This is a genomic window from Aliidiomarina celeris (assembly GCF_003316875.1).
Classification (GTDB): Bacteria; Pseudomonadota; Gammaproteobacteria; order Enterobacterales; family Alteromonadaceae; genus Aliidiomarina; species Aliidiomarina celeris.
Window position 1 is genome coordinate 60,294 of record NZ_QMIL01000007.1, and the last position, 22,845, is coordinate 83,138.

The 22,845-nt window shown below is 49.7% G+C and carries 21 protein-coding genes; 11 read left to right on the forward strand and 10 right to left on the reverse strand.

Annotation, left to right across the window (positions count from 1 at the left end; genetic code table 11):
• Positions 1 to 129 precede the first annotated feature (129 nt).
• Entirely contained in the window at positions 130 to 3,294 is a 3,165-nt protein-coding gene (gene putA / locus DQW12_RS11860) for a bifunctional proline dehydrogenase/L-glutamate gamma-semialdehyde dehydrogenase PutA (protein WP_113908085.1), read from the forward strand.
• An 89-nt stretch (positions 3,295 to 3,383) separates the two neighbouring features.
• On the opposite strand, the gene DQW12_RS11865 is transcribed toward putA, so the two are convergent.
• On the reverse strand, positions 3,384 to 3,554 hold the full coding sequence (locus tag DQW12_RS11865; RefSeq protein ID WP_113908086.1) for a PLDc N-terminal domain-containing protein: 171 nt from the start codon (positions 3,552 to 3,554) through the stop codon (positions 3,384 to 3,386).
• Positions 3,555 to 3,629: 75 nt separating this feature from the next.
• On the opposite strand from DQW12_RS11865, the gene rlmD reads away from it, so the two are divergent.
• Positions 3,630 to 5,027 (forward strand): 23S rRNA (uracil(1939)-C(5))-methyltransferase RlmD, encoded by a 1,398-nt coding sequence (gene rlmD, locus DQW12_RS11870; RefSeq protein WP_113908087.1) that lies wholly within the window; start codon positions 3,630 to 3,632, stop codon positions 5,025 to 5,027.
• 16 nt (positions 5,028 to 5,043) lie between these two features.
• Complete coding sequence (locus DQW12_RS11875) at positions 5,044 to 5,556, forward strand: hypothetical protein (RefSeq protein ID WP_157957919.1); 513 nt, start codon at positions 5,044 to 5,046, stop codon at positions 5,554 to 5,556.
• Here the strand turns inward: DQW12_RS11875 and DQW12_RS11880 are convergent.
• From DQW12_RS11880 to DQW12_RS11890, 3 genes are all read right to left on the reverse strand, one after another.
• The gene (locus DQW12_RS11880; RefSeq protein WP_157957920.1) at positions 5,531 to 6,472 is read right to left on the reverse strand and encodes a hypothetical protein; all 942 of its coding nucleotides are present in this window, start codon (positions 6,470 to 6,472) and stop codon (positions 5,531 to 5,533) included. The genes DQW12_RS11875 and DQW12_RS11880 overlap by 26 nt on opposite strands.
• Before the next feature lie 133 nt (positions 6,473 to 6,605).
• Entirely contained in the window at positions 6,606 to 8,384 is a 1,779-nt protein-coding gene (locus tag DQW12_RS11885) for an acyl-CoA dehydrogenase C-terminal domain-containing protein (protein ID WP_113908090.1), read from the reverse strand.
• Between the two features lie 83 nt (positions 8,385 to 8,467).
• Positions 8,468 to 10,648: an AAA family ATPase gene (locus tag DQW12_RS11890; protein WP_113908091.1), complete on the reverse strand. Its 2,181-nt coding sequence runs from the start codon at positions 10,646 to 10,648 to the stop codon at positions 8,468 to 8,470.
• 136 nt (positions 10,649 to 10,784) lie between these two features.
• On the opposite strand from DQW12_RS11890, the gene DQW12_RS11895 reads away from it, so the two are divergent.
• Positions 10,785 to 11,927 carry a tRNA nucleotidyltransferase/poly(A) polymerase-related protein gene (locus DQW12_RS11895; RefSeq protein WP_113908092.1) on the forward strand — a complete coding sequence of 381 codons (1,143 nt, stop codon included), beginning with the start codon at positions 10,785 to 10,787 and terminating at the stop codon, positions 11,925 to 11,927.
• Here the strand turns inward: DQW12_RS11895 and folK are convergent.
• Both folK and folB read right to left on the reverse strand, forming a co-directional pair.
• A complete protein-coding gene (gene folK / locus DQW12_RS11900; protein ID WP_113908093.1) occupies positions 11,913 to 12,431 on the reverse strand; it encodes a 2-amino-4-hydroxy-6-hydroxymethyldihydropteridine diphosphokinase in 519 nt (172 codons plus the stop codon). The two genes, DQW12_RS11895 and folK, sit on opposite strands and share 15 nt — an antisense overlap.
• Positions 12,428 to 12,784 (reverse strand): dihydroneopterin aldolase, encoded by a 357-nt coding sequence (gene folB / locus DQW12_RS11905; protein WP_232819969.1) that lies wholly within the window; start codon positions 12,782 to 12,784, stop codon positions 12,428 to 12,430. The genes folK and folB overlap by 4 nt, the downstream gene beginning before the upstream one ends.
• A 117-nt stretch (positions 12,785 to 12,901) precedes the next feature.
• Here folB and plsY point away from each other — a divergent pair, with 117 nt between their 5' ends.
• Positions 12,902 to 13,489 carry a glycerol-3-phosphate 1-O-acyltransferase PlsY gene (gene plsY / locus DQW12_RS11910; protein WP_113908095.1) on the forward strand — a complete coding sequence of 196 codons (588 nt, stop codon included), beginning with the start codon at positions 12,902 to 12,904 and terminating at the stop codon, positions 13,487 to 13,489.
• A 24-nt stretch (positions 13,490 to 13,513) separates the two neighbouring features.
• On the opposite strand, the gene tsaD is transcribed toward plsY, so the two are convergent.
• Both tsaD and DQW12_RS11920 read right to left on the reverse strand, forming a co-directional pair.
• Positions 13,514 to 14,554, reverse strand: a complete 1,041-nt coding sequence (gene tsaD / locus DQW12_RS11915) for a tRNA (adenosine(37)-N6)-threonylcarbamoyltransferase complex transferase subunit TsaD (RefSeq protein WP_113908096.1) — start codon at positions 14,552 to 14,554, stop codon at positions 13,514 to 13,516.
• Between the two features lie 92 nt (positions 14,555 to 14,646).
• On the reverse strand, positions 14,647 to 15,678 hold the full coding sequence (locus DQW12_RS11920) for a type IV pilus twitching motility protein PilT (protein ID WP_113908097.1): 1,032 nt from the start codon (positions 15,676 to 15,678) through the stop codon (positions 14,647 to 14,649).
• A 115-nt stretch (positions 15,679 to 15,793) separates the two neighbouring features.
• Between DQW12_RS11920 and DQW12_RS11925 the strand changes: the two genes are divergently transcribed.
• Genes DQW12_RS11925 through DQW12_RS11940 form a run of 4 tightly spaced genes read left to right on the forward strand, consistent with a single transcriptional unit; the run spans position 15,794 to position 18,400 of the window.
• On the forward strand, positions 15,794 to 16,513 hold the full coding sequence (locus DQW12_RS11925; protein ID WP_113908098.1) for a YggS family pyridoxal phosphate-dependent enzyme: 720 nt from the start codon (positions 15,794 to 15,796) through the stop codon (positions 16,511 to 16,513).
• Between the two features lie 31 nt (positions 16,514 to 16,544).
• On the forward strand, positions 16,545 to 17,378 hold the full coding sequence (gene proC / locus DQW12_RS11930) for a pyrroline-5-carboxylate reductase (protein WP_113908099.1): 834 nt from the start codon (positions 16,545 to 16,547) through the stop codon (positions 17,376 to 17,378).
• 11 nt (positions 17,379 to 17,389) lie between these two features.
• Positions 17,390 to 17,917, forward strand: a complete 528-nt coding sequence (locus DQW12_RS11935; RefSeq protein ID WP_113908100.1) for a YggT family protein — start codon at positions 17,390 to 17,392, stop codon at positions 17,915 to 17,917.
• A gap of 15 nt (positions 17,918 to 17,932) precedes the next feature.
• Entirely contained in the window at positions 17,933 to 18,400 is a 468-nt protein-coding gene (locus DQW12_RS11940; protein WP_232819970.1) for a DUF4426 domain-containing protein, read from the forward strand.
• A 27-nt stretch (positions 18,401 to 18,427) separates the two neighbouring features.
• Here the strand turns inward: DQW12_RS11940 and DQW12_RS11945 are convergent, their stop codons facing one another.
• The gene (locus DQW12_RS11945) at positions 18,428 to 20,155 is read right to left on the reverse strand and encodes a potassium/proton antiporter (RefSeq protein WP_113908101.1); all 1,728 of its coding nucleotides are present in this window, start codon (positions 20,153 to 20,155) and stop codon (positions 18,428 to 18,430) included.
• Between the two features lie 182 nt (positions 20,156 to 20,337).
• On the opposite strand from DQW12_RS11945, the gene rdgB reads away from it, so the two are divergent.
• Positions 20,338 to 20,949: an RdgB/HAM1 family non-canonical purine NTP pyrophosphatase gene (gene rdgB / locus DQW12_RS11950; RefSeq protein WP_113908102.1), complete on the forward strand. Its 612-nt coding sequence runs from the start codon at positions 20,338 to 20,340 to the stop codon at positions 20,947 to 20,949.
• A complete protein-coding gene (hemW, locus tag DQW12_RS11955; protein ID WP_113908103.1) occupies positions 20,949 to 22,103 on the forward strand; it encodes a radical SAM family heme chaperone HemW in 1,155 nt (384 codons plus the stop codon). Before rdgB ends, hemW begins: the two co-directional genes overlap by 1 nt.
• Here the strand turns inward: hemW and trmB are convergent.
• Positions 22,100 to 22,807, reverse strand: coding sequence for a tRNA (guanosine(46)-N7)-methyltransferase TrmB (gene trmB, locus DQW12_RS11960; protein WP_113908104.1), 708 nt, complete (start codon positions 22,805 to 22,807; stop codon positions 22,100 to 22,102). The genes hemW and trmB overlap by 4 nt on opposite strands.
• Between the last annotated feature and the right edge of the window lie 38 nt (positions 22,808 to 22,845).

A 22,845-nucleotide genomic window follows, 5' to 3' on the forward strand; every position in this document is an offset into this window, starting at 1 on the left:
AGAGGCAAATATTTCTTCAATTCTGTGCGACTTTCCTTTACTGCAGCAAAATTCTTCTTATACTTGCGCCCATATCCATACCGTGACAATCAACGTTTGATCATTCGGTATTTGGTCACAGGAGATGCAATGTTTAAAGCGAGTCAGGTGTTAACCCAGCGGTACGAACCCGCACAGTTGAGCGAGCTCTGGCAGGCCATCAGCAATAACTACATTGTGGATGAAAATGCGTACCTTGAAGAACTCATCAAGCTGGTCGACAGTGATCCAGAGCGAATGAGTGTACTCAATAAAAATGCTGAAGGATTGGTAAGCCGCGTGCGTGAGCAAGCGAAGGGCGGCGAAGCTGTCGATGCGTTTTTACAACAATACAGCCTGAATACCCAAGAAGGTATTGTGCTGATGTGTTTGGCTGAAGCGCTACTGCGCATTCCAGACGGTGCCACCGCCGACGCGCTCATTCGTGATCGGCTCGGCCTTGGTGCATGGCGCGACTATAAACGCAAAAGCGAGTCGTTGTTGGTCAATACCGGTACCTTTGCACTGAATTTTGCCAACAACGTGATCAACCCTGCAGGTCGCATTGAACTTGAGCCTGTGTCGTATTTTCGTCGTATGGTTCGGCGGTTGGGCTTACCTGTGGTCCGCCAAGCAACCTATCAAGCTATGAAAATGATGGGCAAGCAGTTCGTGCTTGGGCGTACCATTGAAGAAGCATTGAAGAACAGTCGCGATAAACGCGACCAAGGCTATACCCATTCATACGACATGCTCGGTGAAGCGGCTTTAACAGCCCACGACGCCGACCGTTTTCGCCAAGCTTATGTAAACTCGATTAATCGCGTTGCGGCGGAGAAGTTTAATAACCCAGACGTAGTGCGGCCAACCATCTCAATTAAGCTGTCGGCGCTGCATCCGCGCTATGAAGTTGCTAACCGCGACCGCGTATTAACGGAGTTAGCAACAACATTAACCGAGCTTATTACACTGGCAAAGAACGCCGACGTGGGCGTTACCATAGACGCTGAAGAAGTAGACCGCTTAGAGCTGTCGTTAGAATTATTTGAAAAAGTTTACCGTAGCGGCGTTTGCAAAGGCTGGCCTCGTTTTGGTTTAGTGGTACAAGCCTATTCTAAACGCGCCCTACCTACGCTTTGCTGGCTCACCGCACTAGCGAAAGAATGCGGCGACGAAATTCCCGTACGCTTGGTGAAAGGCGCCTATTGGGACACGGAAATTAAGCTTTCTCAACAGCTTGGATTAACCGGATACCCTGTGTTTACGCGTAAAGCGAGCACTGACGTTTCGTACATGGCCTGTGCGCGGTTCCTACTAAGCGAACACACCGAAGGGCTCATTTACCCACAATTTGCCACGCACAACGCCCACACTATTTGTGCAATTCAACAAATGGGCGGCAGTCGGCGTTATGAATTCCAGCGCTTACACGGCATGGGTAAAGAACTTTACGACCAAGTGCTGCGCGAAGATAAAGGCCGCAGCGTGCGAATTTACGCACCGGTTGGCGCACACAAAGACTTGCTACCTTACTTGGTTCGTCGCCTATTAGAAAACGGAGCCAACAGTTCGTTCGTGCACAAATTGCTCGACCCGAAAGTGCCCGCCAAAGCACTTGCCGAACATCCGCTCACCTTGCTACGCGAAAAGCCAAGCTTAGCAAATGATCAAATTCCGTTGCCGACTGAGATTTTCGGCACACGCAAAAACTCTTTGGGGTTAAATATGAATATTCAGTCGCAAGGCGAAGCCTTTTTCGAAAAAGTACGTAGTTTCCAGAACAACCAATGGCAAGGTGGCCCGATTGTTAACGGCCAGTTAGTTGAAACCGGGCAACGTGTAGGGGTAACCTCACCACAACAACGAACTCACCAAATCGGCACCATTGGTTGGGCCGACGCGGAACTCGCAGAAAAAGCTCTTGCGGTTTCTAATAGTGCATTCCAACGCTGGACGCGCACCGACGTAGACGTGCGGGCAAAGGCGCTCGAAACACTTGCCGACAAGCTCGAAGAAAATCTGCACGAACTCATTGCCCTGTGCACACTTGAAGCCGGTAAAACCCTACAAGACGGTATCGACGAAGTTCGTGAAGCGGTTGATTTTTGTCGTTACTACGCTATTCAAGCGCGTAAGCTCATGGGTGAAGGCGAAAAATTGCCAGGGCCTACGGGTGAAACCAATGAATTGTTTGTGCAAGGGCGCGGCACTTTCATTTGTATAAGCCCGTGGAACTTCCCGCTTGCTATATTTCTTGGCCAAATTACTGCAGCCCTCGCTACCGGCAACTGCGTAATTGCCAAGCCTGCGGAGCAAACTGGTTTAATTGCCTACCGTGCGATTCAGCTAGCGCACGAGTCGGGTATTCCCGGCGACGTACTTCAGTTCTTACCCGGCAAAGGCGCTGAAATTGGCTCATATTTAGTGAGCCAAGACGCCATTGGTGGTGTGTGCTTTACCGGTTCAACCACCACGGCACAAGCAATTAACCGCGCGCTAGCCGCTCGCACCGGCGCTATTGTGCCACTTATTGCAGAAACGGGTGGCCAAAACGCCATGATGGTTGACTCAACTGCGCTTCCTGAGCAAGCGGTGAACGACATTGTTGGCAGCGCCTTTAAGAGTGCCGGCCAGCGCTGCTCGGCGTTGCGGGTACTCTATGTACAAGACGACGTTGCCGACCGCATTTTGGAGCTGATGGCCGGCGCTATGCAAGAACTTACCGTAGGCGACCCGATTGATCATAAAACCGATGTGGGTCCGGTAATCGACGGTGTAGCCAAAACCAACCTTGAGCAGCACATTATTGATATTCAACACACAGGTAAAATTTTGGCCGAAGCGCCAATGCCAGACTACACGGCAAATGGTACGTTCGTAACGCCAACCGCTATCGAAATTGACAGCATTAGCATGCTGGTACGCGAGAACTTTGGTCCAATTTTGCACGTGATTCGTTTTAAGCGTGAGGATATTGATCAGGTTATCGACGACATTAACAACACCGGCTTTGGTTTAACCTTTGGTATTCATAGCCGTAATGAAAGCTTTGCCTACGACGTAGCCAAACGCATTAACGTAGGTAACGTGTACATTAACCGCAACCAAATTGGTGCTGTAGTTGGCGTACAACCTTTCGGTGGCCAAGGCCTTTCTGGCACAGGCCCGAAAGCCGGCGGCCCGCACTACCTGTATGCCTTTATGACCGAAAAAACCTTCACCGATAACATCACAGCAGTGGGCGGTAACGCCACGTTGTTGTCACTGGGTGACTAATTTAGGTATTTGAAAATACAAAAGGGCCGCTTTCGCGGCCCTTTTTGTTACCTCTTTAGCACCCTTAATACTCGTTTGCCTAAAAGTGCTTAGCCCCTTGGCCCGAGCAAAAACCAAATGATAAATCCAACATAGGGCGCCAAAATAACCAAAACAATCCACAGCGCTTTGTGCAAATTGGGCGAGCGACTTCCCGCAATATTCAATACCGCGTAAATAATTAACACTAAGTGCAGAATACTTAAAATAGTAGCGAGCATTACTCAACTCCTTTGTTGTTGTCATTCCAAGCTCCACGTACACTATTAGTATAGTCATTGAATTAGGAATTCGCCGTGCCGTCATTGTTAGATCGCCGTAAAGGTTTTCGACCACAGAAAAAGAAGCTGAGTCAGCAAGCTCTACAAACCGCTGTTGTCGGCGAACAGCAAGGCTGGCAAATTTTACGTTTAAACCATGACGGTCGCGGCGTTGCAAAAAATGTAAATGGAAAAACCGTTTTTGTTACCAATGCCCTACCCGGCGAGTCGGTGCGGATTCGTATTGATCAGAACCACTCACGGTTCGATGAAGCCACCGCCGTAGAAGTACTCAAGGCAAGTGCGCAAAGAACAGAGCCATTTTGTCCACACTACCAGAGCTGCGGAGGCTGCCAACTTCAGCATCTGCACTACGCGGAGCAAATGAATTACAAAGAGCAAGTGCTTCGCGAACAGCTTGATCACTATTCTGCGTTAAAGAATGTTACGTTCTCGGCCCCTGTCAGCTGTGCGCAGCAACAACAAGGGTATCGCCGCCGTGCCCGCTTAAGTATTCCCGCGCCAAATAGCGCAGCCCCTTACTTAGGCTTTCGTGGCAAAGGCAGCCAACGGGTTGTGGCGATTGAGCAGTGCGCCGTTTTGCACCCGTTATTGAATGCTTTGATTAAACCACTACAAGATTTAATTGCACACTTTCCAAAACGCCATACGCTTGGTCATGTTGAGCTGCAACTCAATGAGCACAATGAACAGAATACCGTTACCATAATTATTCGTACATTAAAGCCTTTTTTACCCAATGAGCGGGAGCTTATAGAAGAGTTCGCAGCACAACACGGCTGCGACGTTATTGCCGACTATGGCGACTCAGTAGAGGTACTGCACGCTCATAGCGCAGCACCACTCGAGCTTGGCTACAAACTGAAGCAAGCTCAGCTCACCTTTGGTTTTAACGAGTTTGTGCAAGTGAACCCTTTTGTGAATCAAGCTATGATCGACCAAGCTCTGGACTGGCTTAACCTTTCGGGTAATGAGTATGTACTCGAACTCTTTGCAGGCTTTGGTAATTTCAGTATTCCATTAGCCCAATCCACAAAAGCTGTAGTTGCAGTAGAAGTTGCCAGCGCTCAAGTTCAACGGGGGCAGCAGAATGCGGCGGCAAACGGCTGCCGCAACCTCGAGTTCCTGCAAGCAGACTTAAGCCAACCCTTTCGCCAGTTTCCATTTGGTCAAAAACCGGTCGACGTATTGTTTTTAGATCCCCCGCGCGCTGGAGCCTTGGAAGTGGTCGAAGATTTATCCACCATACAACCCAGCAGAATTCTTTATGTGAGTTGTAACCCAGCAACCTTAGCACGCGACATTGCCACCATGGTTGAGCAAGGGTATAGCCTCGAAAAGATTTGCGTGATGGATATGTTCGCCCATACTTCACATACAGAAGCCATGGCGCTGTTACACCGCAACCCCTGAGGGCGAAGAGAAACTTATGCAAAAATCGACATCGGCAATACTGGCCACACTCATGCTCTGGTCAATGTCTATGCAAGCAGTCGCAATGGAGCGCGTTCACGCTCAGCAGTTGTATTTAGACTTTGAGTCAAGTTTACATGGCAATGACGCAGCGGCAGCAGCGCTCTGGCTGAGCGAACAGTATCAACTCGAGCAACAGCAAGCGCTTTCGGGCTTTGCTGAAGAAAAGCGCACACTAAGCCGCGAACGTGTATTGGTTAATATTGAACAAAATGCTTATGCAAAGGAAGTGGCGAGCGTTCCTGCAAATGTTCAGGTTGTTACATTGGAGCCGGAGTACTTTTGTGTAGAAGCACAGGTTGAAGGGGAAACACAAAAGCTAGGCCGTACTTTATGGCAACATATCTCTCGAAATGCTTGTTTTTCATTGCAGGGCTCTCAGTGGCAAGTCGTTGAACACCGCATAAATACAACGCTTTTCCTTGCTAAACCGCCCCAAGGCGCTACTGCTTTTCCGGCAGAGGGTTAGGTAGAGGCGAAGACAAACTTGCCGCTAGCCATGTTGTGCCAGCAATAACGGCAAATACGGTGCTATACACGGCTTGGAATTCGGCCATGTTGAGCGCATGCGAAAGCAAAATCTGAACAATACCGAGCCCTGCAATTAAGCTGGCTACAAAAAGAAATGACTCGCTCGAAGCAACCCATAACATGGGGAACAGCAACGCGAGTAAAAGGAAGCTCGCTTCAAAACTCTGCAAGTGGCTGCTGAGGAGCAACAATCCCACCAAGCACAAAGTAGTTAGCAGCACTTTAAACGCCTTAACCCAACGCGAAGAGCCATTATTTAGTGCCAGAAAACTTTTTAATTCACGCGACAAATCAGTTTGGAATCGACTTAATAAAAATATACACAAGGGCGAGAAAACAATAACCGCCACTAAGTCACCGAGCCAACGCGGAAGAAACATTTCTGCGCGCATAAAATCGAACACGGCTTCGGTAGCAATCAGGGCTTCAACACCCACATAGGCCACGCCAGCGGTTGCCACGACCGACAACGCTAAGAATGAAAAGACAATGTAAGCAGGCGAATGGCGCACTTCGAGCATGATCTCACGCACCACATAAGCCACCAACCAATAAATAAGTGCATGTGCTACCCAAGAAAAGAGAATCGAAACCAGTAAGTTGCTCGTGCTTAATTGCGTATTGTACTGAATATTTGCAATCACCGAGGTAACCGCAATTCCAATGAGAACGCCGCCTACTGCGCGCAGCCCAAAGACGCAAAAAGCGGCAAAGCTCAACGCAGCGGGTGGAAACCACGAGCTTGCATACGGCGCATATTCTTGCAGCCCTGCAAACAGCCACAATAAAATCCATGCAGCAGCAAGTATCACTGTGAGATAAGGCGTTCCTAGCCTTAACGGGGTTTGCAGCAAACCAAAGGCCCTCTATTTTTGAATTATGTTATTGTACGAACAGAAGTTTATAGTGCCTTTATCGCCCGCTAAGAACAAGTAACTGCTCATAAAAAAGGAGCGCAAGCGCTCCTTTTTAGATAGAAAAGAATAATTAAAACTCGTCGTTACTGAATGCGAACAATTCCTTCGAGCCGGCTTCAATTGCTGGCAGTATTCCGTATACCCGCGGAAGAATTCGAGCGAAGTAAAACTGTGCCGTTTTTTGCTTGCTCTGAATAAAGCTTGCCGAATAACTAGAGCTTTCTGCCGTTCGCGCCATTTTCAGCCATAACCAAGCAAAGCTTACGTATCCCACAAGGTTCAAGTAATCTACCGCAACGCTATTAATAATGTTCTCGTCGCTGCTTACTTGCCCCAGCACTTCTTGGGTAATACGCTCGAGTTCATCCGTTACAATAGCCAGCTCTTCGTATTGTGCTTGCCATTCTCCAGCGTCACCGTCGAGGAAACCACGAATTTCAGCCAGTAGCGGCTTTAATAACTCACCACGCGAGCCTGCCACTTTACGGCCAAGCAGATCTAAAGCTTGAATACCGTTGGTACCTTCGTAAATTTGTGCAATACGACAATCACGAACCCACTGCTCTTGGCCCCATTCGCGTACATAACCATGACCGCCAAGAATTTGCTGACCATGAATCGTTGCTTCTAATCCAGTGTCGGTTAAAAAAGCCTTTGCTACCGGTGTAAGTAACTGCACTAAGGCTTCGGCGTCAGCTCTTTGCTGTTCACTTACGGCATATTTTGCCCGGTCAAGTTGCTGGCCTACGTACGTTGAGAACGCTCGGCCACCTTCGATAAAGGCTTTCATGGTTAACAACATGCGCCGAATGTCACCATGAACCAGTAATGGATCGGCTTCTGCACTTTGGTCTTGCGTCGCCTTAGCCCCACGCCCTTGTTTACGATCCAGCGCGTAGTCTAAGGCGGTGCAGTATGAGCGTGCTGCTGCACCTAAGCCTTGAATCCCTACACCTAGGCGCTCATAGTTCATCATGGTAAACATAGCCGCTAAGCCGCGATGTGGTTCGCCAACGAGCCACCCTTTTGCACCGTCGAAGTTCATTACGCACGTTGCCGACGCATGAATACCCATCTTGTGCTCGGTAGAGCCGGCCACAGCGCTATTCCGATCCGTAATATTACCCTGCTCGTCAGACAAAAATTTAGGCACTAAGAACAACGAAATGCCTTTAGTGCCCGCTGGTGCGTCGGGTAACTTGGCCAATACGAGATGAACAATGTTCTCGGCAAGATCGTGCTCGCCACCGGTAATAAAGATTTTAGTTCCGGTTATAGCGAAACTACCGTCTTCGCTCGGTACGGCTTTGGTGCGAATTATACCTAAGTCTGTACCCGCATGCGGCTCAGTTAAACACATAGTTCCGGTCCACTGGCCCGAGGTCAATTTCGGTAAATAATGCTTTTTGAGGGTATCTGAGCCATGTAAATCCAGCGTCATAATGGCGCCGGCGGTAAGGCCTGAATAGAGCGAGAATGAAATATCGGCGGCGCACATCATTTCTTCGTACTGTGCCGACAGAACCTTGGGCAAGCCCATACCGCCAAACTCAGGGTTCGCGGTTACACCAACCCAACCGCCCGCTGCAAGCTCAGCAAATTGCTCTTTGTAGCCTTTTGGCGTAGTCACCACACCTTGCTCAAAGTGAATACCCTCTTCGTCTGCTGCACGCGCATTGGGTGCAATAAGGGTTTCGGTGAGCTTAGCTGCTTCTTCAAGAATAGCTTTTGCCGTGTCTACGTCTACCATTTCGCTTAACGCAGGCATTTGTTCCCAGTCGTTGGCAACGTGGAAGACGTCGTCGAGCAAAAAGTTCATATCTTGTAAATTTGCTTTGTAATCGGCCATGGTGTTCTCCTCTTTTCAAACACGCGTTTGATTATGCCCACATCATCGCAAAGGTACGACCACTTCGCAAGCCTGAAAAGCAATTAAAGGCTTTCCAATGCTTCCACACGAAACAGCACATCGCCCTTCGCCAAAATGCTGTACCCTGCCTGAATACTGATCACCGTAACGCCCTCCAATTGGTCGCCCTCAGCTAACCGCTGATTGCCGAGTACAATCCAACGCTGCGCAGGGTCGCCACGGTAGTTATGTTGGTCATAGTTCAAGGCTGGTAAGTCGGCACGCGCATCAGCACTTAACTCGCTCAGCCACGGTAAAGTCGCGTTACTCGGCACTGGCTCCTCTGTTTCGGGTTCCTGAGAATCTGCCGCCTGCGGCTCTGGCACCTGCAACACGGGCACAGGGCTGTTCAAATCAAAGCTCCATTGTGTTGCTTCCACGGGGGGTGGAACATTACGAACTGCGTCGTCAAACAAAGCTCTCAGGGTATCTGACACAGGCGCTTCTGCAACCGCAGCTTTATCTTCGGTTGCCACTGTATTACTTTGTGCCGCAGCTACTCGTTCCGCTAATGCGGGCCATTCAATCTCAATAGGCGCTATAGCAAGCATCTCCATGGGCAAATTAGGCGAATCTGCAGCAAAGCCTGCTACAAAATCGGTCACTTCCATTACCGCATCGCTGTCGTTTGCGCTGTCATTATCTCGCGTTTTAAATAGGCCTCTGAGCGCGGCATAGCTTTCGCTACGGGCGAATAACCGTGCAAAAGTCCAACTGTCGTCGCTGGCAAAGGTTTTGCCGCTGTCGTTTAGCCATTGACGCTGCTGCTCTTGAGTGGCCGACTGCAACGACAAAGGCAGCAATTTAACCACGGCGCTATCGAGCCAATCTTGCCATGCCTCACTTTCATTGTTATTAAAAAATGACGGCTTAGGAATGAGCAACAACGCACCTTCACTTAACCCCGTTTGCAGGGAAGCTGTTGTTACCCAACGCTCTCCATCGGCATCGGCTATTAATACTTGGCTTTGCGCTTCATTGGCGCCGAGCACCGTAATAACACCTCCGGCCTGCACGCTTTGTATGAAAGGTATTTTTAACCGCAGAACATCCTGAAAAGGTGCGCTCGTTTGCACACAATGAAGGTTGTAGCCTTGCAATTGCACGCATGGCTGCTCTGTCATCGCCACCGCTCCAAGTTGCCAAGGCTCTCGCAAATAAGAAAAACCAGTCGCGGGTGTAACGCTTTGCACCACGGTTTGCGGCGTGCTAACCACTGTCACCGCCGGCTCGGGCTTCATTTCGTTTTCGCTGCTTGTACCAGCCAGGTAATACCAAGCTGAAGTGCTTATTAGTGCGATAACCAGCAGGCCAAGCGCAAAGCGCCCTCTAACAGGCCGAGAGGTTGGCGCTGTCGCGGTGCCGTAATGCTGCGACAAATAGTGCTGCGGCAAATAATGCTGCGGCAAAACGTCTCGTGCGTTGTGAATTGTCGCTACCGATACCGTTTTTTCCTTTGCCATTGCAGCACGCTGCAAGGCCCGATCACACAGTAAGTTAATTAACCGTGGTGTGCCTTGGGTTAATTTCCAAACCAAGCGCTGTGCTGCTTTGTCGAAAATTTCGTGCTTTGCCCCAGCTATTTCTAAGCGGTGCTGAATATACTGTTTGGTTTCAGCTTGGGTAAATGGCATTAACTGATAGCGCGCAACAATACGTTGTGCTACTTGGCGCAGCTGATTTTGTTGCAAGAGGTCATGGAGCTCAGGCTGACCAATTAAAACCACAGAGAGCAACTTACGCGCGTTTGTTTCTAAATTGGTGAGTAAGCGCAGTTGTTCTAATGCATTCGGGTACAAATGTTGCGCTTCGTCAATCAAAACTACAGGCAACTTGCCCACTGTGCTCGCGTGCTGCAAATACTGGCTAATAGCGTCGGTGAGTGATTTTAGCGAGTCGCTTTCACTGGCGTTTTTGAGCCCAAACCCTTGCGCTATAGCGGCAAGCAACTCGCGCTCGCTGAGCTTTGGATTTAGAATAAAAACGACCTCGAGGTTGTCGCCCAGCTCCGCCAATATAGCGCGCGACAAGGTGGTTTTCCCCGTGCCTACCTCTCCGGTTAACAGCAGGAAGCCACCGCTGCCCATAAGCCCATGGCGTAAGTGCTGCAGCGCCTCTTGGTGGCGTGGCCCCAAAAATAGAAAACGCGGATCTGGAGCAATTGAAAACGGTTGCTGAGAAAATCCAAAATAATCCACGTACATAACAGCGTTGCCTTTCAGTTTTCGGAGTGTGCAAACCCTAGCAGGCGTTGGGCCTTCGCGCAATCTATTGCTTTTCAACTGGGTTCACGGGATCATGACCCCATTATAACGACCCAAACAACGAACCAGAGTTCCTATGAAAATATACCTTGTCGGTGGTGCGGTGCGTGACGCTTTACTCAACTTGCCCGTGGTTGAACGCGACTACGTTGTGGTTGGCGCTACTGCCGAGCAGCTTATTGAACTTGGCTACCAACCTGTGGGCAAGGACTTCCCGGTATTTTTACACCCAAAAACCCACGAAGAATATGCGCTTGCGCGCACCGAGCGTAAATCAGGAAAGGGTTACACTGGCTTTCAAGTGTATGCCAGCCCCTCGGTTACTTTAGAGCAAGATTTAGCGCGCCGCGACTTGACCATTAACGCGATGGCGCAACAAAACGGTGTACTCGTAGACCCTTTTCATGGGCAGCGCGATATTGAGCGCAAAGTGTTACGCCATGTGAGCCCTGCTTTTGTTGAAGATCCGCTGCGAGTGCTTCGTGTTGCGCGTTTTGCTGCGCGCTTTGCTCACCTTGGCTTCACCATTGCAGCCGAAACACAAACACTCATGCGCCAAATTGTTGCACAAGGCGAAATAAGCCACTTAGTTCCCGAGCGTGTTTGGGCAGAAACGGAAAAAGCATTGGTAACGCAATCACCGGCCGTGTTTTTTCAAGTTTTACACAACTGTGGTGCATTGCAGGTTTTACTCGAGCTCCCAGACGAAGCCGCCGCAATGCTCAGTGACAACCGATGGCCTACACTCGGCCGTTCAACAACTATTGTCGAGAACATGGAGAAAGAACACTGTGTTTCTCTGCGCTACGCCTGTTTTGTCTACGACCTCGGTACCGCTATTAAGAATCATCATGCCGCTTATCAGCTTTGCAAACAGCACTTGCGCGCACCGAACCGATGTCACGAACTGGCGGCGCTAAACCTTGCCGCCACAGAGTTACTGGCACGCTCGAACATTAGCGCAGACACAGCTCTTGCTTTTTACCAACGGCTCGACATTTGGCGCAAACCCGAACGCGCTGAACAACTGCAACAACTACTCCAATGCATACCTACAAGCACAGAACAGCAACAGCGCGTTGATAAGCTTTTTGCAGCTATTCCTAAGCTCCGTTCAATTCAAGTGCAGGATCTGGTGGCCGAAGGATTAACAGGGCCAGAAATTGGTAAAGTATTAACACAGCGGCGCTTACAAGTTTTGCAGTCAATCTGGCACTAACGTCCAGTCAACGGCCACGCTACCCATTAATCCGTTCGGCGCTTTGAGCGAATTAAACTCACGCCAATGCTGGCGAAAAGACTTTTGTGTTTCGGGGTGTTTTAACAGCGGCGCTAACTCAGCCATTGGTTTTAACACATAGGCTTGGTGTAGTATTTCTTCGCGCGGTAATTTGGGGCTTTGAGGGGTTAATTCACAACACAAATTACCATAAAGCAAAATATCTATATCGAGCGTTTTCGAACAAAATCGTTCCGCGTTTACTGCGCGGCCATGGTGTTGCTCTACCTGCTTACACCACTGCTGCAAGTCAACGAGGCCTTTGTCGGTGTAAATACTCGCCACTAAATTGTAAAAGGGTGGGCCTATGAACCCTGCAGCTTCGCTTTCATACACCTTCGACAAGCGCACGGTTTCAAATTCTTGTTCTAAAGCACGTACCGCCGCCACAATGTTTTTATCGCGTTCAAGGTTAGAGCCTATGCCCAAAAACACTAAGGTCACGCGCTCGCCTCACGTTCAATACTCACCGCTACAGTAGTCGCTTGCTTTACTGCTGTGGGTTTGGCTACACGTACGCGAACTTGCGGTACCGAGAAGTCTTGCAAAATAAGTGCTGCAACACGCTCTGCCACGTCTTCAATCAGCCCCCACGGCTGCGCTGAAATAAGATTAACAACCGCGTCGCTCACCGCTGCGTAGTCAAGCGCGTCGGCTATATCTTTTGTTTGCGCCGGCTTGGCGTTATTCCATGCCATGTCGAGGTCAATTACCAACGGCTGTAAAATACGCTGTTCCCAATCAAAAATACCAATGGTTGCGTTAATGGTAAGCCCCTCAATTACTACTCTGTCCACCCGCACTCCCCTTATTATAATTCGCTTACATTTTATCAGTAGAAAGACCAAGAGGTCGGATAGCATTCATCGCCGTTTGCTTATATGCTAACCAAAACCCAAGGAAGACTATAAAGAATGACATCTGCCCTCGGCCTCTTAATGATACTGGTTGCTTATTTGTTCGGCTCTATTAGCAGTGCCGTGCTCATTTGCCGCGTATTTGGGTTAGACGACCCTCGCCTACGCGGTTCCGGCAACCCCGGCACAACCAATGTTTATCGATTAGGCGGCCCTTTGCCCGCCGGGCTCACCCTGCTCTTCGACGTACTCAAAGGCATGATCCCAGTTTGGAGCGCCTATTTTCTCGGTTTGTCGCCCATGGTACTCGGCCTCGTGGCAGTAGCCGCATGTTTGGGCCATATTTACCCACTGTACTTTCATTTTCAAGGCGGCAAAGCTGTTGCAACCGCCTTAGGTGCAATGTTCCCGGTTGCCTTTGAAATGGCTCTCATGCTTATTGCAACCTGGATTGTGGTATTTTGGGTTAGCCGGGTAAGCTCTTTGGCTGCACTTATTACGGTAAGCTTGGCCCCGCTTTACGCCTATTTGGTCAAACCCCAATACACGGTACCCGCTTTTATGCTCTCGGCCCTTATCATTTGGCGTCATCGCGCGAATATTGTGCGTTTATGGCAGGGCAAAGAGAGCGGCTTTCGCTCTTAGCCTCACCCGTATTTTGCTCCTATTTTAGGCGGCGCCGGGCACCTTTAGCTCAGTCATTGGCCAGCGCGGCCGCACTTTTACACTGTCGACAACCTGTTCACCCGCGGCTAACCGGTAAGCGCCAGCAAAGGCAATCATTGCGCCATTGTCGGTACAAAACTCCGAGCGCGGATAAAACACCTCCCCACCCAAAGCGGCCAAGGTTTCTGCAAGTGCGGCGCGTAGTTTTGTATTCGCGCTTACTCCACCCGCTATCACCAAACGCTTAATCCCCGTTTGCTTCAACGCTCTTCTGCATTTGATCACCAGCGTGTCAACCACTGCGTCTTGAAAGGCTCGGGCAATGTCTGCTTTGTTCTGTTCAGTTAAGCCATTACTCGATTGCTCGGTAGCACCATGAATTGCGTTAGCTGCAGCTGTTTTTAGCCCGCTAAAAGAAAAGTTCAAGCCTGGCTTGTCGGTCATCGGCCGGGGAAATTGATAAAGCCCTTCGTGCCCACTGTTGGCTAACGCGGCCAAGCGCGGCCCGCCCGGATAATCTAACCCTAACAGCTTAGCGGTTTTGTCGAAGGCTTCGCCGGCAGCATCGTCCACAGACTCACCGAGTAACACGTAGTCGCCCACTTGGTTCACTTGTACTAATTGCGTGTGGCCGCCAGAAACGAGCAAGGCAATAAAAGGAAATTCGGGTTTATTCGCTTCCAACATGGGCGCTAACAAATGCCCTTCCATGTGGTGCACCCCTATAGCCGGAATATTCCAGCCAAATGCCAAACTACGACCAATAGAAGCCCCCACCAACAGGGCACCAATCAGACCAGGCCCCGCAGTATAGGCAACACCGTGCAAATCGCTTGGTGTTGTGTTTGCCTCGCGTAATGCCCGCTCAATTAACGGTAGTGTTTTACGTACATGGTCGCGAGAGGCTAATTCGGGCACCACGCCACCATAATCGGCGTGCAGTTTTACTTGGCTATAAAGCGCATGCGACAACAGCCCCTGCTCCGTATCGTAAACCGCAATACCGGTTTCGTCGCACGAGGTTTCAATTCCTAATACACGCATGGGCTTACTCCTACTGCTATCGCTATTTAAGGCGCGCTAGTGTACTTAATTTCATCCGCTGTTTCACCCGCTCTGTCGCAAAATCGCGCGCCTTAGCCGCCTACTTGTTCAAGCTTAGCGCGCACCGCTTTCGGCGACACCACACCGGCGTCGAGTAATCGATTCAACGACTGCTCCATGGTTTGCATACCTAATGCGGCGCCGGTTTGAATAGACGAATACATTTGTGCAATTTTGTCTTCTCGAATTAAGTTCTTAATGGCCGGTGTAGCCAGCATAATTTCATGTGCAGCCACTCGGCCGCCGCCTTCTTTTTTCACCAACAACTGCGATATAACCGCCCGCAACGACTCCGACAGCATAGACCGAACCATTGATTTTTCGTCGCCGGGGAACACATCTACAATCCGGTCTATGGTTTTCGGTGCCGAAGTGGTGTGCAAGGTGCCAAATACTAAGTGCCCGGTTTCAGCCGCCGTGAGCGCTAACCTTATCGTTTCTAAATCGCGCATTTCGCCCACCAGAATTACATCAGGGTCTTCCCGCAGCGCCGCTCGAAGTGCATTGTTAAAACTCAAGGTGTCGCGGTGAACCTCTCGCTGGTTAATTAGGCTTTGCTTACTTTCGTGCACGAATTCAATTGGGTCTTCAATGGTTAAAATATGGTGCGGATAGCTGTGGTTAATATGATTCACCATAGCCGCTAGGGTAGTTGATTTACCCGAGCCTGTAGGCCCAGTAACCAGCACTAAGCCACGCGGATAATCCGATATTTTCCGCAGAATGTCGGGAGCATTCAGTTGTTCAAGCGATAAAACTTCACTGGGAATGGTTCGAAACACAGCCGCGGGCCCGTGACGCTGCATAAACACGTTAACCCGGAATCGAGCGAGATTGTCGATGGCAAAAGAAAAGTCCGACTCCAACTGCTCTTTAAATTCGGCCTGCTGTTTACTCGACATAATACTGTGCACCATCGACAGTACATTGTCGGCGGTAAGAGCTGTGTCGCCTATTTTTACTACGTCACCGTCGATTCTTAGCATCGCCGGCGAGCCCGCAGAGATATGTAAATCAGACGCGCCTTGCGCTACGCCTCGTTCGAGTAGTTGCTGTAAGTCCATACGTGCTCCTCGTTGCCTGTAACCAACCCTTGGTTTACCGCGAATATACTGTATATTTCAATGCCATAACGGTAGCATATTCTGCCTGAAACACAGACACAACAAGAAGGTACGTATGAGTAACGAAACAACAACGGGCTCTCCGGCCTTGGCCGAACGTATTGACAAGGTTCGCGCACGCATTCGTATGGCCGAAGTGGGCGCAGAGCGGCCAGAGAATAGTGTAACCCTTGTTGCCGTTAGCAAAACCAAGCCGACAAGTGCTATCGAGCAGGCGTATGCGACTGGCCAGCGCGCGTTTGGCGAAAACTACGTGCAAGAAGCCGTTGATAAGATCAACGCATTACAACACTTCACCGATATTGAGTGGCATTTTATCGGTCCTTTACAGTCGAATAAAACACGCTTAGTAGCCGAGTACTTTCATTGGATGCATACGGTCGACAGGCTCAAAATTGCTCAACGACTGAGCACCCAACGCCCCGCCGCATTGCCACCGTTACAAGTGCTGGTGCAGGTAAATATTGACGACGAAGACTCAAAGTCTGGGGTTGCCGCCCACGAAGCCTTAAAGCTCGCTAGCCAAATTCTCACTCTTCCCAATTTGCAATTGCGCGGCCTTATGGCCATCCCCAAAGCCAATGTAAGCGCCCACGAACAAAGCGAAACCTTAGCCGCCCTGCGCACTCTTTTTGTTGAATTGCAGCAACTCGACCCCAACATTGATACACTATCGGTTGGCATGAGTAATGATTTAGAAGCTGCGGTGGCTCATGGGTCTACCTTAGTTCGAATTGGTACAGATATTTTTGGACCACGCGAAACTGCAGCTTAGCCTGAACAAAAAACAAGGGGTTTTGAATAACATGACTGATTCGGCAAGCGAACGCATTATAGGCTTTATTGGCGCAGGAAATATGCCACGCAGTATTATTGGTGGCATGGTTCAGGGCGGCTATCCGGCGCATAAAATTTGGGCGAGTAACCCAAGCACACCCAAACTCGACAGCTTAGCCAACGACTTTAAAATTAATGTAACGCAAAACAACCACGAGCTTGTGGCCAACTGTGACGTTATTGTGCTCTCGGTTAAGCCGCAAATGATGAAAGACGTTTGTGCCGATTTAAAGGCGCATTGTCCTAACCTGGCAGATAAACTGGTCACTACCGTTGCTGCTGGCGTACCCATTGCCAAGTATCACCAGTATTTAGGCGAGGCGACACGCGTTATTCGCATTATGCCGAACACCCCAAGTTTGGTGGGTGAAGGTGTGTCTGGCTTATGCGCCGACGCCAAAGTTACTGCCGCCGATCGCGACTTCATTAACACGGTATTCCAGTTTGTTGGTATTACTATTTGGCTCGAAGAAGAAGCAAGCATAGATGTGCTCGGTGCGGTCGCTGGTAGTGGCCCGGCCTATTTCTTTGAATTTATGCATGGCTTACAAGAAGCTGCAGAACGCTTGGGCTTTAACGCTGAAACAGCCCGCGCCATGGTACAACAAACTGCTTTAGGCGCAGCTAAAATGGCCAGCCAAAGCGAGTTAAGCTTAGTGGAGTTGAGAAAGCAAGTAACCAGCAAAGGCGGCTCTACAGCGAAAGGCATAGAAGCGTACCAAGATGCAAAACTCAACGAGATTTCCGAAACAGCCGTACGCGCAGCTGTAGCGCGTAACCAAGAAATGGCCAAACTTTTCTAAGGAACCTAACCATGAATGAAGGTCTTCAATTTCTTATCTCCACGCTGTTTAGCTTATTTGCTATGGCGCTCATTCTTCGCGTGTGGATGCAGGCGGTTCAAGCGAATTATTTTTCCCCTGTGGCCAGCGCTATTCGCACAGTAACCGATCCGGTGGTATTGCCCGTTCGGAAAATTTTGCCAAGTATAGGGCGCTTCGATCTTGCCGCTATATTTCTGGCGTTAGTGTTCGTTTGGTTACGCTTTTTTATTACCAGCACAATGAACGGCATGAGCATTCATTGGCTGCCCCTGCTCGTTTTCTCAGTGCAGTATTTGTTCTTGTCAGTACTCCGTTTACTGTTCTGGATTCTCATTATCCGCGCAATTTTAAGCTGGTTTAGTCAGGGCCAAAACCCCATTGAACACGTACTTTATGAGTTAACTGAACCTATGTTAAGCCCAATTCGTCGGTTACTACCGCCTATGGGTGGGCTCGACTTGTCGGTGCTTGTACTGATTATTTTGGTACAGTTTTTAATGATTGTATTTGCGGTTTAACCGCTGGAGGTTGGTGTGTACTTACGAACCATTTTATTGAGTTTAGCGATAGCCACGGGCACTGTTTTTTCGGCAGGCACCGCCCTTGCCCAACAAGCAGAGGCGGTACAAGGTGGAAATTACCAACAACTCGGTAATTGGGAGGTTCATTACAGTGCCTTTCCAAGCACCTTTTTACAGCCAGAAGTAGCGCGCGCCAACAACCTACAGCGCAGTAATGCTCGCGGTATTCTGAACATTTCGGTACTCGACAGTAGCAAAACCGACAAACCAGGGGTTCGTGTGGCGATGAGCGGTTATACGCTCAACACGCTCGGCCAACGCCGCGACCTGAGTTTTAAACGCGTAGTAGACGAACCTGCGATTTACTATTTAGCCGAAGTGCCTCATGACCAAGAAGACAATCTCCGCTTCTTTATTACTTTACGGCAAGGCGATACGCAGCACACATTGCGTTTTAGCCATACCTTTTACCGTAACTAGAAGTGCAAAAAGAGTGAATATCTGGGGTTAAAGCAACGCAGCTTTAACCCCAACTTTCTTAATAGAGCCGTCGTCGTTGAGTTCACGCGCGGTAAACACCAAGTGCCCCACCACAATATGATCGCCCACCACGACTCTTCGGCGGAACTGCTGCGCAAACAGCTCTGCAATGGTTTCTTCCGGATGTTGCATGCCCTCAGGTAACACATAAAACCCAGCCAAGTCTGCCAAGGTAATGTCGGCATTGAGCACAAAGTCACCGAAGAACGACTTCTTGGTAAGCCGCTTGCCTTTACCATTCGCAGCAAGCACGTCACTAATACGCGGAATGTCTTCAGAGCGAGTCATCACCATCACGGTGTCGCCTGCGCGCAGTAAAGGATTACTCACCGTACGAATCCACTCACCGTTACGCACTAAACCAATAAACTCAACCGGTTCATGAATACTAATTTCGTCCCAGTGGTGGTCACAGGCTGGAGTGTCGTCGTCTATATTGAACCCCGCCACCTCTAAAATGCCGTCCGATGAAACTTGGTCAAGTGACATGCGAAAATTAGGCTCTGCTTCCGGTGGCACTTCCAGCCCTAACCAACGCGCCATCGGTGATATTGTCCAGCCTTGCAACATAAGCGACACTAACACCACAAAGAATGCGATTTCAAAATACAGTTGTTGGTTTTCTAGCCCCGAAATCCATGGGAATAACGCCAGTACAATGGGAACTGCGCCACGCAGGCCCACCCAACTAATAAAAAACTGATCGCGCCACGGGAAACGAAACGGCGCCAAACTGACTAAAACTGCTATGGGCCGAGCAATAAATATAAGAATACCGGCTAAGACGAGCGCGGGAAGCGCAATGTCAATTAACCTGCTTGGGGTCATCAACAAGCCTAACATCAAGAACATTACAATTTGGCTTAACCATGCTAAACCGTCATGCACACGCAAAATATTAATCACTTGCGGCAGCCGCGCATTACCCACCAAATACCCCATTAAATACACGGCAAGGAAACCGCTACCACCGAGCTGAGCAGTGACACCAAAGATTAAAATACTACCGCCTACCGCTAACAAGGGGAAAAAGGCCAAATGAAGTTTAAGTGCGCGGCACAACTTTACGAACAAGCGCCCGCCAATGTAGCCGACGGCTGCACCTACAACGGCCTGCTGTAAAACTGTAAACACCACCATACCGTTAACCGGCGTTTCTGGCATAGCCAAAACACTCACCAAGGTAACCGTAAGCATAACCGCCATGGGGTCGTTACTGCCCGACTCTATTTCGAGTGTTGCTGCCACGCGCTCTTTAATGCGTAAGCCTTGCGACTGGAAAATTGAAAATACTGCAGCGGCGTCGGTTGAGCCTAAAATAGCACCAAGTAGTAGCCCTTCTACCCAGCTAAAGCCAAATAGCCAAGCGGCACTAAGCCCTGTAATCAGGCAAGTAATAAGTACCCCAACAGAAGCCAACATTGCTGCAGGACCCAATGCCACGCGGAAGCGTTCTGGATGCGTGCGTAAACCGCCGTCAAACAGAATAACAATGAGCGCCAAGGTTCCAATAAGCAGTGCTAAATCCGGATTCGCAAATTCGATACCGAGCAAACCGTCTTCACCGGCAATCATGCCTAGCACTAAGAACACCAATAATAATGGCGCACCTAAGCGTACCGACACCTGCGTAGCCACAATACTGGAAAACAGTAAAAGCCCAGCAATAAGAATGGTGAAGTTAACGGCTTCCATGAATTAAGCTTGGCTCCTCTTTGAAGTTCCCTTCTTTCCCCGAACTTTCTTTTGCCCTTCTTTTACTTGGGATAAGTTGTTCTTTTTACTGGAAAGGACTGATTTCGTTGTGAAGCCATAATAACACAGCCTCATGAGTGCGCTATAATGGCAGGCTATTTTTCAGCGAAAGGAAAGCTTTTATGAAGCAGGTTGTGCTTGCCACCGGTAATCAAGGCAAAATTGTAGAGCTTGAAGACTTACTTGCGCCACTCGGCTTTGAAGTGTTGCCGCAAAGCGCTTTCCATGTGGAAGACGCAGAGGAAACCGGCCTCAGCTTTGTCGAGAATGCCATTATTAAAGCGCGCCATGCTTGTGCTGTTACTGGCCGGCCAGCCTTAGCCGACGACTCCGGCCTTGCCGTAGATGCCTTGCAGGGCGCACCGGGTATTTACTCCGCTCGCTATGCACAAGAAGTTACTGGCGAGCAGAGCATGGACCAAAAGAACATAGCAAAGTTGCTGCATGCACTTGAAGGCACACCGCAGCATGAGCGTGGCGCTGCGTTTCACTGCGTATTAGTATTTATGCTGCATGCCGGCGACCCAACTCCGCTGATAGCACACGGTATGTGGCACGGCGAAATTGCCACCAGCGCTCGAGGGGAAGGTGGTTTTGGCTACGACCCAGTATTCTATAGCCCTGAATTAGGCTGCACCGCTGCCGAACTGAGCAAAGAGCAGAAACGAGCGGTGAGTCACCGTGGCAAAGCACTTACAAAGCTCTATTCTCAACTGCAGGACATTGCAAAGTGATGTTGCCGCCCCTTAGCCTCTACATTCATATTCCATGGTGTGTGCAAAAGTGTCCGTATTGCGACTTTAATTCGCACGCTCAGCCTGAGGTGATCCCAGAAAACGTTTACATTAACTGCTTGCTCGACGATTTGCGTGCCGATCTCAACTATGTGCAACAACGCCCCTTGCAGTCCATTTTTATTGGCGGCGGCACGCCAAGTTTGTTCAGTGCAGAGGGTATAGCGCGGCTGTTAAAAGGGGTCGAGGCGCTTATTCCTTTCGCACCTAATATTGAGATTACCTTAGAAGCAAACCCCGGAACCTTTGAGCAAGAGCGCTTCAGTGGCTTTTTGCGGGCCGGAGTGAATCGGTTGTCGATTGGCATACAAAGCTTAAATAGCGAGCACCTGAAGCGCTTAGGCCGCATTCATGATCCGCAGCAAGCGCAACAGGCCGCCGCGCATGCTGCAAATTTACCGCTTACCAGCTTTAACCTTGATTTAATGCACGGTTTACCGAACCAAAGTCCTGAACAAGCACTCGCTGACTTGGACGGAGTGATCGCGCTCGGCGCGCCTCATATTTCGTGGTATCAACTCACTATCGAGCCCAATACTTTGTTCGCCAGTAAGCCGCCCACCCTGCCGAACGACGACGACTTATGGGCTATTTATGAACAAGGCCATGAAAAGCTTGCTGCCGCAGGCTACCAACAATATGAAGTCAGTGCTTACGGTAAAAAAGGCCACCGAGGTCAGCATAATGTGAATTACTGGCGCTTTGGCGACTATCTGGGCATAGGCTGCGGTGCACATGGCAAAATAACGCTACCGGCGGCAGGAGACCCGCCGGGTTTAACCATTATTAGAACGGAAAAAATAAAGCATCCGCGCGGTTACATGGACCTTACCCGCAACTTTTTAAACCGCCAATGGGACGTTGCTGCAGAAGAGCTGTGCTTTGAATACTTTATGAACCGGCTCCGTTTACTGGAGCCCGTGCCAAAACAAGAGTTTGTTGACCGAACGGGGCTCAGTGTCGGCAAAGCAGAAAGCAAGTTAGCGGCCGCAATTGCAAACGGCTTTATAACTTCTGAACCGGAGCATTGGCAAACCACAGAAAAAGGTCGACTGTACTTGAACCAAGTACTTGCCGACCTTCTCGACGACTAAACGGCTTTAAATTTCATGTCCCATACACCATGCCCCAATCGGTGACCGCGCTGTTCAAATTTAGTTAGCGGACGCTCATCGGGGCGTGGAATAAAGGTACCGTCTGTTGAGGTATTTTCAAAACCCGGCGCGGGGTTCATAACCTCGAGCATATGCTCAGCATAGTTTTCCCAATCGGTGGCTAAGTGCAATATGGCGCCATGCTTCATTTTGGTGCGTAACAACTGTACAAATTCTGGCTGAATGAGCCTGCGTTTGTGGTGACGCTTTTTATGCCAAGGGTCTGGGAAAAATATTTGCACCTTATCGAGACTATCGTTTTCAAGCCATTGCTCTAGCACTTCAACGGCGTCGAATTCAATAACCCGTAAATTCTCTACACCTTGCTCTTCTGCTTCCATAAGTAAGGCCCCAACGCCAGGACGATGCACCTCAATACCTATAAAATTCATTTCTGGAGCCGCCTTCGCCATGGCAACAAGTGAACGCCCCATACCAAAGCCAATTTCAAGCGCAACGGGCGCTTCACGACCAAAAAGCGCGGTAACGTTCAAACAACTACCCTGTGGCGGCGGGTTAATACCCCAAACTGGCCAGAGCCGCTCAAGTGCGGAGCCTTGGCCTTTGGTTAAACGCCCTTCGCGCTTTACAAAGCTGCGAATACGGCGCATGTATACTGAACCTGCATTTTCTTGTTCGGACATTAGATTTGAACCTGTTACACTGTTGGGGCGCTAATTAT

Excerpts from the sequence above, each read along its gene's own strand:
- putA (WP_113908085.1), top strand. The coding sequence starts at position 130 with ATGTTTAAAGCGAGTCAGGTGTTAACCCAGCGGTACGAACCCGCACAG.
- DQW12_RS11865 (WP_113908086.1), bottom strand. The coding sequence starts at position 3,554 with ATGCTCGCTACTATTTTAAGTATTCTGCACTTAGTGTTAATTATTTAC.
- DQW12_RS11875 (WP_157957919.1), top strand. The coding sequence starts at position 5,044 with ATGCAAAAATCGACATCGGCAATACTGGCCACACTCATGCTCTGGTCA.
- DQW12_RS11885 (WP_113908090.1), bottom strand. The coding sequence starts at position 8,384 with ATGGCCGATTACAAAGCAAATTTACAAGATATGAACTTTTTGCTCGAC.
- DQW12_RS11890 (WP_113908091.1), bottom strand. The coding sequence starts at position 10,648 with ATGTACGTGGATTATTTTGGATTTTCTCAGCAACCGTTTTCAATTGCT.
- DQW12_RS11895 (WP_113908092.1), top strand. The coding sequence starts at position 10,785 with ATGAAAATATACCTTGTCGGTGGTGCGGTGCGTGACGCTTTACTCAAC.
- plsY (WP_113908095.1), top strand. The coding sequence starts at position 12,902 with ATGACATCTGCCCTCGGCCTCTTAATGATACTGGTTGCTTATTTGTTC.
- tsaD (WP_113908096.1), bottom strand. The coding sequence starts at position 14,554 with ATGCGTGTATTAGGAATTGAAACCTCGTGCGACGAAACCGGTATTGCG.
- DQW12_RS11920 (WP_113908097.1), bottom strand. The coding sequence starts at position 15,678 with ATGGACTTACAGCAACTACTCGAACGAGGCGTAGCGCAAGGCGCGTCT.
- DQW12_RS11925 (WP_113908098.1), top strand. The coding sequence starts at position 15,794 with ATGAGTAACGAAACAACAACGGGCTCTCCGGCCTTGGCCGAACGTATT.
- proC (WP_113908099.1), top strand. The coding sequence starts at position 16,545 with ATGACTGATTCGGCAAGCGAACGCATTATAGGCTTTATTGGCGCAGGA.
- DQW12_RS11935 (WP_113908100.1), top strand. The coding sequence starts at position 17,390 with ATGAATGAAGGTCTTCAATTTCTTATCTCCACGCTGTTTAGCTTATTT.
- DQW12_RS11945 (WP_113908101.1), bottom strand. The coding sequence starts at position 20,155 with ATGGAAGCCGTTAACTTCACCATTCTTATTGCTGGGCTTTTACTGTTT.
- rdgB (WP_113908102.1), top strand. The coding sequence starts at position 20,338 with ATGAAGCAGGTTGTGCTTGCCACCGGTAATCAAGGCAAAATTGTAGAG.
- hemW (WP_113908103.1), top strand. The coding sequence starts at position 20,949 with ATGTTGCCGCCCCTTAGCCTCTACATTCATATTCCATGGTGTGTGCAA.
- trmB (WP_113908104.1), bottom strand. The coding sequence starts at position 22,807 with ATGTCCGAACAAGAAAATGCAGGTTCAGTATACATGCGCCGTATTCGC.